Genomic DNA, 10703 nt, shown 5'->3' on the forward strand with positions numbered 1-10703 from the left:
GGGCTGCTGCTCCAGCGGGGGCCGCGCGGGTGCGGCGGGCTGCCGGTGTACGGGGGTGGGCGGCGCGTTCCGGGGTGACGGGGGTTCCGGTGGCTGCGGCTGCGGCGGCGTGTCGCGGCGGGCCGCGGCCGGTGGGGGCGGGGCCATGGGCGGCGGGGTGGCCGGGCGGGGCGGCACGGGAGCGCGTTGCGCTTCGGTACTCATCCGGCCCCCTGGTTCGCGTCCTCGTACCGCCCGCGGACCGCCCTCACGGGCGGGCCCGTTGGTCAGCGCGTGACGGTCACTCTACGGGTTGGCGGCGGGCCGTTGGGAATGGACGCCGCTGCTCGGGGGATCTGCCCCGATCGTCCCCCTACCCAGCGGTACGACGGTCTGGCAAGCTGCGGCCATGACTGCCCGCGCCGCTGACCGGACCCGCTACAACCGGGCCACCGCCCACCTCGACGCCCCGCTCGCCGTGGTCGATCTGGAGGCGTTCGACGCCAACGCCGACGATCTGGTCGGCCGAGCGGCGGGGAAGCCGATCCGGGTGGCGAGCAAGTCGGTGCGCTGCCGGGCCCTCCTTGAGCGGGTCCTCGCGCGGCCCGGATTCGCCGGGATCATGTCGTTCACGCTGGCTGAGTCACTGTGGCTGGCGCGGGCCGGTTTCGAGGACGTACTGCTGGCCTATCCGTCCGCCGACCGGGCCGCCTTCGCCGAGCTGGCCGCTGATCCGAAGCTCGCCGGGGCCGTGACCGTGATGGTCGACGACCAGTCCCAGCTGGAGCTGATCGACGCGGCGCGGGCCGGCGGGCGGGAGGAGATCCGGGTCTGTCTGGAGCTGGACACCTCGCTGCGGCTGCTGGGCGGCCGGGTCAGGATCGGGGCGCTGCGCTCCCCTCTGCGCTCCCCCGCCCAACTGGCGGAGCTGGCCCGTTCAGTGGCCCGCAGGCCGGGTTTCCGGCTGGTGGGCCTGATGGCGTACGAGGGTCATGTCGCCGGGGTCGGCGACTCCGTCGCGGGACAGCCGCTGCGGTCACGGGCGGTGCGGCTGATGCAGTCCGCGGCCCGCAAGGAGCTCGCGGCGCGGCGGGCCGAGGTGGTGCGGGCGGTGCGTGCGGTCGCACCGGACCTGGAGTTCGTGAACGGCGGCGGCACCGGCAGCGTGCAGCACACGGCCGCCGAGTCCGCGGTGACCGAGATCGCGGCCGGGTCAGGGCTGTACGTGCCGCGGCTGTTCGACAACTACACGTCGTTCACGGGCCGTCCGGCGGCCCTGTTCGCGCAGCCGGTGGTCAGGCGGCCGGGTGTGGGCGTGGTGACGGTGCTCGGCGGCGGCTACCCGGCGTCCGGGGCGGCCGGCCGTGACCGGCTGCCCGTCCCGTATCTGCCGGAAGGGCTGCGCTACGACCCGCAGGAGGGTCCGGGCGAGGTGCAGACGCCGCTGCTGGGCTCCCCCGCCGACGATCTGCTGATCGGGGACAAGGTGTGGTTCCGGCACGCGAAGGCCGGTGAGCTGTGCGAGCGCTTCGACGAGCTCCAGCTGATCGAGGGCGACCGGATCACGGCGACCGTACCGACGTACCGCGGTGAGGGCCTGACCTTCCTCTGAGCCTGGGTCCCCGGTGGTTCAGGGGCCTACTGAGCTGCCCACTCCGCCGCTCGTCGCGCTGTCGCCGACCGGGCGGATGCCCTTGGTGATGGTGTCCATGAGCGTGACCGGCAGCTTGTCCTGGCCGGCGTCGAAGGCGAAGCGCACGATGACCGGCGTCTCACTGCCCACGGCCGAGGGGAAGACGAGCGACTGCACATAGCCGCCGGGTCCCTTGCCCGTGGTGACCTGCCAGCGAACGAGATAGCCGGTGCGTCCGGCCACGCTCACCGATGTGGACGCCAGTTCCTTGTGCGAGGTGATGCCGCCGTGGATGAGGTCGCCGAGGGAGTCCTCCTCGTACGCGTTGTCTGCGGCGGTCTTGATGTCCTCCTTGGCCAGCGCCTCGACGGAGGTGAGATCGGTGGAGCTCGCCGTACGGCTGGTGACCGTGCCGTGGTAGCAGAGGTTTCCCGAGTCGCCGGGGCACCGGTAGGAGAGGGACGTACGCATCGTCGTCGCGCCGTCGAGGGTGTTGTCGGGCTTCTCCCAGCCCTCGGGAACGGGCAGGGTGATCCCGTTGAGCTGGTCGACGAGCACCTTCGGGTCGTCCGACGGGGAGTCGCTCGGCGAGGGGCTGTCCTGGGTGGGGGAAGCCGGTCCGGAGGTGGTGGGCGCGGTCTGCGGCTCCGTATCGCCGCCGTCCCTGCCGAGCAGGACGGCCCCGGCGACTGCCGCACCGACGACGACCAGACCGGCCATGATCACGAGGGCGGTTTTGGTACTTCCGCCGGAGCGCCGCGGGGCTGATCCGAACTCCTGCGTGGCGTACGTCTGGTGCAGGGCGGGCGCGACGGCGCCGAGCGGGCGGGTGTGCGCGGTCCAGGCCGTGCCGTCCCACCAGCGCTCGGTGCCGGGTATCCCCGCGTCCGGATACCAGCCGGGCGGTGTCGCGTTGCTCATCCCCCCACTTTAGAGTCCGGGCTCCGGGGGCCTCCCGCTAGGCCGGAGTGACGTAGGCGCCGGAGATTCCGCCGTCGACGAGGAAGTCGGTGGCGTTGACGAACGAGGAGTCGTCGCTCGCCAGGAAGGCGACGGCTGCGGCGATCTCGGTCGCCTCGGCGAACCGGCCGAGGGGGATGTGGACGAGCCGTCGCGCCGCTCGCTCCGGGTCCTTGGCGAACAGCTCCTGGAGCAGCGGGGTGTTGACCGGGCCCGGGCACAGCGCGTTGACCCGGATGCCCTCGCGGGCGAACTGCACGCCGAGTTCGCGGGACATGGCGAGGACGCCGCCCTTGGACGCGGTGTACGAGATCTGGCTGGTCGCGGCCCCCATCCGGGCCACGAAGGACGCGGTGTTGATGATCGAGCCCCGGCCCTGGCGGCGCATGTAGGGAAGGGCGGCCTTGCAGCAGAGGTAGACGGAGGTGAGGTTGACGTCCTGGACGCGCTTCCAGGCGTCGAGGCCCGTGGTGAGGATGGAGTCGTCGTCGGGCGGGGAGATGCCCGCGTTGTTGAAGGCGATGTCGACGGAACCGTAGGTGTCGTACGCGGCCTTGAAGAGCGCCTCGACCTGCTCGGGGTCGGTGACGTCCACGCGTACGAACAGACCGCCGACCTCTTCGGCCGCCGCCTTGCCCGCCGTTTCGTCGATGTCGCCGCAGACGACGTGCGCGCCCTCCGATGCCAGTCGGCGGGCGGTGGCGAGGCCGATGCCGCTGCCCGCGCCGGTGATGACTGCCGTGCGGCCGACCAGACGGCGGCAGACAGGGGTGGTGTCGGTCATGGGTTCATGCCTCCGTGTTGATGAAGACGTTCTTGGTCTCGGTGAATGCGGCGAGGGCGTCGGGGCCGAGTTCGCGGCCGATGCCGGACTGGCGGTAGCCGCCGAAGGGGGTCGAGTAGCGGACGCTGGAGTGGGAGTTGACGGAGAGGTTGCCCGCCCGGACCCCCTGCGAGACGCGCAGCGCGCGGCCGATGTCGCGGGTCCAGATCGAGCCGGAGAGGCCGTACTCGGTGGCGTTGGCGAGGCGGATCGCGTGGTCCTCGTCGTCGAAGGGGAGGACGACGGCGACCGGGCCGAAGATCTCCTCCGTCGCGGCGGGCGAGTCGGGGGCGGCGCCGGTGAGGACGGTCGGCGGGAACCAGAAGCCGGGGCCGGAGGGTGCGCTGCCCCGGACGGCCGGTGCGCCGTCGGGGACGTAGGACCGTACGCGGTCCAGCTGGGCCCTGGAGATCAGCGGGCCCATCTGGGTCTTCTCGTCCGACGGATCGCCGACGACGACCGACTCGACGGCGGGAGTGAGCAGGGCGAGGAAGCGGTCGTACGCGTCGCGCTGGACGAGGATGCGGGTGCGGGCGCAGCAGTCCTGGCCGGAGTTGTCGAGGAAGGACATGGGCGCGGCGGCGGCTGCCGCTTCGAGGTCGGCGTCGGCGAAGACGATGTTGGGGCTCTTGCCGCCGAGTTCGAGGGTGACCTGCTTCACCTGGGCGGCGCAGCTCGCCATGATCTGTCTGCCGACACGGGTGGAGCCCGTGAAGACGATCTTCGCGACGTCGGGGTGCTCGACCAGGGCTGCTCCCGTCACGTCACCGGCGCCGGGCAGCACCTGGAAGAGGTGCTCGGGAAGTCCTGCTTCCAGGGCGAGTTCGGCGAGGCGCAGGGCGGTGAGGGGGGTGGTCTCGGCGGGCTTGAGGAGTACGGCGTTGCCCGCGGCGAGGGCGGGGGCCGTGCCCCATGCGGCGATCGGCATGGGGAAGTTCCAGGGGGCGATCACGCCGATGACGCCGAGGGGTTCGAGGAGGGTGATGTCGAGGCCGCCGGCGACGGGGATCTGACGGCCGGTGAGGCGCTCCACTCCCCCGGCCGCGTAGTCGAGCAGGTCGCGGACGTTGCCCGCCTCCCAGCGGGCGTTGCCGAGGGTGTGCCCGGCCTCGCGGACCTCCAGCCGGGCCAGCTCCTCGATGTGTCCGTCGACGACGGTGGCGAACCGCCGCAGCAGCCGGGCCCGGTCGGCGGGGGCGGCGGCCGCCCATCCGCGCTGCGCCCGCCGGGCCCGTACGACCGCCGCGTCGACCTGGACGTGGCTGGTGGTGGGGATGGTGGCGATGACTTCTTCGGTCGCCGGGTTGAGGATGTCGAGCACGCTAGGGCCTTTCGTTTGGATCAGGTCGGATCAGGGAGCGGGGTCTGGTGCGTGCAGCTGCAAGGCGGAGGATTGAGGCAACGCGGAGCGTTGGTGATTGACGACAACGCCGCAGATGCGCGTGCCAGACCCCGCGAGCCCGACATGATCCAAACGAAAGGCCCTAGAGCCTTTCGAACGACCTGCGGAGTTCCCAGTCGGTGACGGCGGCGTCGAAGGCTTCCAGTTCGACGCGGGCCATGTTGCGGTAGTGGTCGACGACCTCGTCGCCGAACGCGGCCCGGGCTGCTTCGCTGCCCTCCCAGAGTGCGGCGGCGTCGCGGAGGGTGGTGGGTACGTGCTCGTAGTCGCCCGTGTAGGCGTTGCCGTCGCAGGCGTCGGGGAGTTCGAGCTTCCGCTCGATTCCGTGGAGGCCGGCGGCGACGAGTCCTGCGACTGCGAGGTACGGGTTGACGTCGCCGCCGGGCAGCCGGTTCTCGAACCGCATCGAGCGGCCGTGTCCGACGACGCGCAGGGAGCAGGTGCGGTTGTCGTGGCCCCAGGCGACGGCGGTCGGGGCGAAGGAGCCCGGCTGGAAGCGCTTGTACGAGTTGATGTTCGGCGCGTAGAGGAGGGAGAACTCGCGCAGGGCGGCGAGCTGCCCGGCGAGGAAGTGGCGCATGAGCGGAGACATGTCCCCGTTCTCGCCCGCCATGACGCTCCGGCCGTCCGCGTCCTGGAGGGAGAGGTGGATGTGGCAGGAGTTGCCCTCGCGCTCGTTGAACTTGGCCATGAAGGTGAGCGCGACCCCTTCCTGGGCGGCGATCTCCTTGGAGCCGGTCTTGTAGATGGCGTGCTGGTCGCAGGTGACCAGGGCCTCGTCGTACCGGAATACGATCTCGTGCTGGCCGGGGTTGCACTCGCCCTTGGCGGACTCGACGGTCAGGCCCGCGGCTGCCATCTCGTTACGGATGCGGCGCAGGAGGGGCTCGATGCGGCCGGTGCCGAGGACGGAGTAGTCGACGTTGTACTGGTTGACCGGCGTCAGGTCGCGGTAGTTGCGGTCCCAGGCCTGCTCGTAGGTGTCCTTGAAGACGATGAATTCGAGCTCGGTGCCGACGTGGGCGGTGAGGCCGTGGCCGGCGAGGCGTTCCAGCTGGCGGCGGAGGATCTGGCGCGGCGCGGCGACGACGGGTGAGCCGTCCTCCCAGGCGAGGTCGGCCATGACCATGGCGGTGCCCTCGTTCCAGGGGACTCTGCGCAGTGTGGTGAGGTCGGGGCGCATGGCGAAGTCGCCGTACCCGTTGTCCCAGGAGGCCATGGCGTATCCGTCGACGGTGTTCATGTCGGGGTCGACGGCGAGCAGGTAGTTGCAGCCCTCGGTGCCGTGTTCGGCGACCTCGTCGAGGAAGAAGTGGGCGGCGAACCGCTTGCCCTGCAGCCTTCCCTGCATGTCGGGGAAGGCCAGGACGACGGTGTCGATCTCACCGCTCCTGACGAGGACGCGCAGCTCCTCGATGCCGAGCGGGGGTGTTCGGTCTGCCACTGGGAACTCTCCTCCTTGGGTCAGCCGGAAGACTTAAGGTATGGGAATGAACCATTGATGGGAAGGGAATCGGGACGTGGCCGAGGAAACCGGCGGGAACGGATCCATCGACCGGCTGACACCCGTGCTGCGGCCGGTCCGCGCGGGCAACGGGTTCGAGGAGGCGCTGGAGCAGATCCTCCAGGTGGTCAGGCTCGGCCTGGTGTCCGGCGGCGAGCGGCTGCCCGCGGAGCGAGAACTGGCCGAACTGCTCGGGATCAGCCGGGTCACCCTGCGCGAGGTGCTGAAGGTCCTCCAGGACCAGGGCCTGGTGGAGAGCCGGCGCGGGAGGTACGGAGGCACGTTCGTACTGCCCCGCACCGGCGCGGCGGGCGAGGACGAGCTGCGCCGCAGGGTGGCGGCGGTCGACATCGAGGACGTGCTGCGCTTCCGGGAGGTGCTGGAGTCCGGGGCGGCCGGGCTGTGCGCCACGCGCGGGCTCGACGACGAGGGCGCGGAGCGGCTGCGTACGGCTCTGAAGGCGACCCACGAAGCACCTCTGCCCGACTACCGCAGGCGCGACACCCTGCTCCACCTGACGCTTGCCGAACTTTCCGGCTCCCCCTCGCTCACCGCGCAGTACGCGGCGGTCCGCGCCACGGTGAACGACCTGCTGGACTGCATACCCCTGCTCGTACGCAATCTGGAGCACGCGCAGCATCAGCACACGGCCCTCGTCGAGGCCGTGCTCGACGGGGACGAGGAGGCCGCGCGGGCGGTGATGCGCGAGCACTGCGCGGGCACCGCGGCGCTGCTGCGGGGATTCCTGACCTGACCGCGACACCACCTTGCGCGGCGCCCCATGAACCGCAAAGGTATGCCTCAACACCATTGAACTGGGCCGCTGCGGAGTCGGCGGGCCGGAGGGACCGCATCATGTCCGAACCTCTCATCGGCGTCACGACCTATCTGGAGCCCGCGGCCCGCTGGGGCGTCTGGGAGCTGCCAGCGGCCCTGCTCCCCGCCGCGTATCCGCGGCTGGTCCAGCGCTGCGGCGCGCTGGCCGTCCTGCTCCCGCCGGACGCGCCCGCGAGGGCAGCGAGCACCGTGGCCCGGCTGGACGGCCTGGTCATCGCGGGCGGCGCGGACGTCGAACCCGGGCTGTACGGCGCGGAGCGCGACGCCAGGACCGGCCCCGCGGCCCGCGAACGCGACGCCTGGGAACTGGCCCTGCTGCGTGCCGCGCTGGAGTCCGGCACCCCGGTGCTGGGGATCTGCCGCGGCATGCAACTGCTGAACGTGGCGCTGGGCGGCACCCTGATCCAGCACATCGACGGACACACCGGCCCGCCCGGTACGACCGGCGTCCTGGGCGAGCACACGGTGAAGCCGGTGCCGGGGACCCGGTACGCGTCGGTCGTGACCGAGGAGTCCGCGGTGCCCACCTACCACCACCAGGCCGTGGACCGGCTCGCTCCGGGTCTCGTGGTGTCCGCGTACGCGGCTGACGGCACGGTCGAGGCGGTCGAACTACCTGGTGAGCAGTGGGTGCTCGGGGTGCAGTGGCACCCCGAGATGGGCACGGACCCGCGGGTGATGCGGGCGCTGGTGGCCGCCGCTTCGGCGGCCGCTACGACTCCAGAGGACACCGTCGCGCGGGCCGGCGGCGGCCTGCGCTGAAGCGGCGCCCTACGCCTGGTGCCCCGTCAGCGAGAGCAGGTCGCGGGCCGGGCCCGTGGGGCGGTGGCCTGTGGGCCAGACCGCGCGGAGCTGGCGCCGCAGCCGTACGCCCGCGATGGGGACAGGGACCAGGCGGCGGGCGGACAGCTCCTCGCCGAGCGCCAGTTCGCTCAGTACGCAGGGGCCCGCGCCGCTCTCCGCCGCACCCTTCACCGCCGTGGTCGAGGAGAGTTCGAGGAGCGGCTGCGCCAGGCCGCCGTGGGCGGCGAGTGCGGCGTCGAGGACCTGGCGGGTGCCGGAGCCGTACTCGCGCAGGATGAGCGGGGTCGCGGCCAGTTCCCCGGCGGTCAGAGGGGTGCGGCGGCGGGCCCAGGGGTGGCTGGGGGCGACCACGACGACGAGGCGGTCGTGGGCGATGACCGTACCGTCGAGACCTTCCGGTATCGAGAGGCCCTCCACGAATCCCAGATCGGCCTCGCCGCCGAGCAGGCGCTGCGCGACGGCTGCGGAGTTGCCGGCCAGCAGCGACACCGCCGTATCAGGACGTTCGGCGCGCAGTGCGATCAGCCAGCCCGGGAGCAGGTACTCGGCGATGGTCATGCTGGCCGCGACCCGCAGCCGGGAGTCCCGCCGGTCGCGCAGCGCCTGCGCGCCCGCGTCGAACGCCTCCGCCGCCTCGACGATCCTGCGGGCCCAGTCCGTGACGAGTGCCCCCGCGTCGGTCAGCCGGGAGCCGCGGGGCGAGCGGTCCAGGAGGGCGACCCCGAGCTGCCGCTCCATCGTGCGGACGCGGCTGGAGGCCGCGGGCTGGGTGATACCGACGTCGCGTGCCGCGCGCCCGAGGCTGCCGTGGCGGGCGACGGCGAGAAGCAGTTCCAGCGCGCCCAGGTCGGGAACCCGGTGGGACAGGGGTGTGTGCTGATCGCTGGACATAAAGGCAGCTTATGACCTCATAGGGCAGGACTCCCTGGTGGGGGACGCCGTACACCACCAGAATCGTGGCATGGCCATCTATCCGCAGACCCAGTCCCGCGCCGGTGTGTACCGCCCGGCCGCCCTCCGGCTCCCGGCCCTGCGGCACTTCGGCCCCAACTGGTACGCGACCGTCATGGGCACCGCGATCGTGGCGAGCGCGGGCGTCGCTCTGCCGGTGGACATCCCCGGGCTGCGGGCCGCCTGCACGGTCGTGTGGGCGCTCTCGGCGGTGCTGCTCGCCGTCGTCCTCGTGGCCCGCGCGGGCCACTGGCTGCTCCACCGCGACCAGGCACGCGCCCACCTCCTGGACCCGGCGGTCGCGCCGTTCTACGGCTGTCTCTCCATGGCGCTGCTCGCGGTCGGCGGAGCCACGATGGTGGTCGGCCAGGATGTGATCGGGCACGGGGCCGCCGTCGCCGTGGACACGGTGCTGTTCGTCCTCGGCACGGTGATCGGGCTCGTCACCGCGGTCGCGATCCCGTATCTGATGGTCGTACGCCACCGGCCTGCCCCCGGTACGGCCTCGCCGGTCTGGCTGCTTCCGCTGGTGGCGCCCATGGTCTCGGCGGCGCTCGGTCCGCTGCTGGTGCCAGAGCTGCCCGCCGGACAGTGGCGTGAGGCGCTGCTGCTGGCCTGCTACGCGATGTTCGGTCTTTCCCTGCTGGCGACGCTGGTGGTGCTGCCGCTGGTGTTCGGCCGACTGCTGCACCACGGGCCGCTGCCCCTCGCCCTGACGCCCACGCTGTTCCTGGTGCTCGGCCCGCTGGGGCAGTCGACGACCGCGGTCAATCAGCTAGCCGATGCGGCGCCGGGGGCGATCGGGGCCCCGTACGCCTCCGCCTTCGCCGCGTTCGCCGTGCTGTACGGGGTGCCCGTGATGGGGTTCGCGCTGTTGTGGCTGGCGCTGGCCGGGGCGATGGTCGTGCGGGCGGTGCGGGGCGGGATGACGTTCACGATGACCTGGTGGGGCTTCACCTTCCCGGTCGGTACGTGTGTCACCGGCGCCGCCGGGCTGGCCAGGCACACCGGGCTCGCGGCCTTCACCTGGCTGGCCGTCGCGCTGTACGTGTTCCTCGTGGTGGCCTGGGCGGTGGCCGCGGTCCGGACGCTGCGGGGGCTGGCCGGCGGAACGCTGCTGCCGGTGGCGGTCCGTACCGCGTAAGGGACGTGTCGTCAGCGGCGGGGGTCGAAGGTGGCGTCCACATGCTCCGCGACCGCGACGACGAGCAGTCTCGTGCCGGGTACGGTCGCGCGCCAGCGGTGCCGCACCCCGCCGGAGAGGAACAGCGTGTCGCCTCGGTCGAGCCGGTACGCCTGCCCCTCGGCCTCCACCTCGGCGGCGCCCTCCACCACGTACATCACCTCGTCGTTGCGGTGCTGGAACTCGCGCCCGAGGTCCTGCTCGCCGGTGAACTCCAGGGCGCTGAGCTGATGTCGGCCGCGCACCACTCTGCGTACCCCGTCGCCCTCGCCCGCGCGTACGACGTCCACGGCGCGCGCCGAGTCGGCGGCGGCCCGCAGCCGGGCGGTCGTGGTCTCCAGGGCTTCCGCGACGCGGTCCAGGGACTTGGCGCTCGGCCGGGCCCGTTCGTTCTCGATCTGGCTCAGAAAGGGCACGGACAGTCCGCTGCGCCCGGCGACCGCGGACAGCGTGAGCCCGAGGCTCCTGCGCCGTCGGCGGACCGCGGCACCTACCCGCGGTGTGTCCTTGTCGTCCATGTCCGGCTCCCTCCCGCCTGGCCATCCTCCCGGCTGCCAGCACCCTACGCATGTCGTTCACGGTATGGCGCCGAAGCGAATGGAGGGAAACCTACCGGGGAGTGACCGG

At 72.2% G+C, this 10703-nt stretch carries 10 protein-coding genes; 4 read left to right on the top strand and 6 right to left on the bottom strand.

Going from position 1 to position 10703, the window contains the following annotated elements; genetic code table 11:
- Positions 1–388 precede the first annotated feature (388 nt).
- Positions 389–1591: an amino acid deaminase/aldolase gene (locus ACWGO0_RS20525; RefSeq protein WP_453536618.1), complete on the top strand. Its 1203-nt coding sequence runs from the start codon at positions 389–391 to the stop codon at positions 1589–1591.
- Positions 1592–1609: 18 nt separating this feature from the next.
- On the opposite strand, the gene ACWGO0_RS20530 is transcribed toward ACWGO0_RS20525, so the two are convergent.
- From ACWGO0_RS20530 to ACWGO0_RS20545, 4 genes are all read right to left on the bottom strand, one after another.
- Complete coding sequence (locus ACWGO0_RS20530) at positions 1610–2533, bottom strand: DUF2510 domain-containing protein (RefSeq protein ID WP_453536620.1); 924 nt, start codon at positions 2531–2533, stop codon at positions 1610–1612.
- A gap of 37 nt (positions 2534–2570) precedes the next feature.
- Positions 2571–3356, bottom strand: a complete 786-nt coding sequence (locus ACWGO0_RS20535; RefSeq protein ID WP_453536623.1) for a 3-oxoacyl-ACP reductase — start codon at positions 3354–3356, stop codon at positions 2571–2573.
- Between the two features lie 4 nt (positions 3357–3360).
- Positions 3361–4716 (bottom strand): aldehyde dehydrogenase family protein, encoded by a 1356-nt coding sequence (locus ACWGO0_RS20540; protein WP_453536626.1) that lies wholly within the window; start codon positions 4714–4716, stop codon positions 3361–3363.
- Positions 4717–4879: 163 nt separating this feature from the next.
- A complete protein-coding gene (locus tag ACWGO0_RS20545; RefSeq protein ID WP_453536629.1) occupies positions 4880–6241 on the bottom strand; it encodes a glutamine synthetase family protein in 1362 nt (453 codons plus the stop codon).
- A 76-nt stretch (positions 6242–6317) separates the two neighbouring features.
- Between ACWGO0_RS20545 and ACWGO0_RS20550 the strand changes: the two genes are divergently transcribed.
- Positions 6318–7055, top strand: a complete 738-nt coding sequence (locus ACWGO0_RS20550; protein ID WP_453536632.1) for a FadR/GntR family transcriptional regulator — start codon at positions 6318–6320, stop codon at positions 7053–7055.
- 101 nt (positions 7056–7156) lie between these two features.
- Positions 7157–7900 carry a gamma-glutamyl-gamma-aminobutyrate hydrolase family protein gene (locus ACWGO0_RS20555; protein WP_453536635.1) on the top strand — a complete coding sequence of 248 codons (744 nt, stop codon included), beginning with the start codon at positions 7157–7159 and terminating at the stop codon, positions 7898–7900.
- A gap of 9 nt (positions 7901–7909) precedes the next feature.
- Here the strand turns inward: ACWGO0_RS20555 and ACWGO0_RS20560 are convergent, their stop codons facing one another.
- Positions 7910–8833, bottom strand: coding sequence for a LysR family transcriptional regulator (locus tag ACWGO0_RS20560; RefSeq protein ID WP_453536638.1), 924 nt, complete (start codon positions 8831–8833; stop codon positions 7910–7912).
- A gap of 70 nt (positions 8834–8903) precedes the next feature.
- Between ACWGO0_RS20560 and ACWGO0_RS20565 the strand changes: the two genes are divergently transcribed.
- On the top strand, positions 8904–10037 hold the full coding sequence (locus tag ACWGO0_RS20565; protein ID WP_453536640.1) for a TDT family transporter: 1134 nt from the start codon (positions 8904–8906) through the stop codon (positions 10035–10037).
- A gap of 11 nt (positions 10038–10048) precedes the next feature.
- Here ACWGO0_RS20565 and ACWGO0_RS20570 read toward each other — a convergent pair whose 3' ends face one another.
- On the bottom strand, positions 10049–10594 hold the full coding sequence (locus tag ACWGO0_RS20570; RefSeq protein WP_453536642.1) for a helix-turn-helix domain-containing protein: 546 nt from the start codon (positions 10592–10594) through the stop codon (positions 10049–10051).
- Between the last annotated feature and the right edge of the window lie 109 nt (positions 10595–10703).

Source organism: Streptomyces sp. NPDC055749, assembly GCF_053617235.1.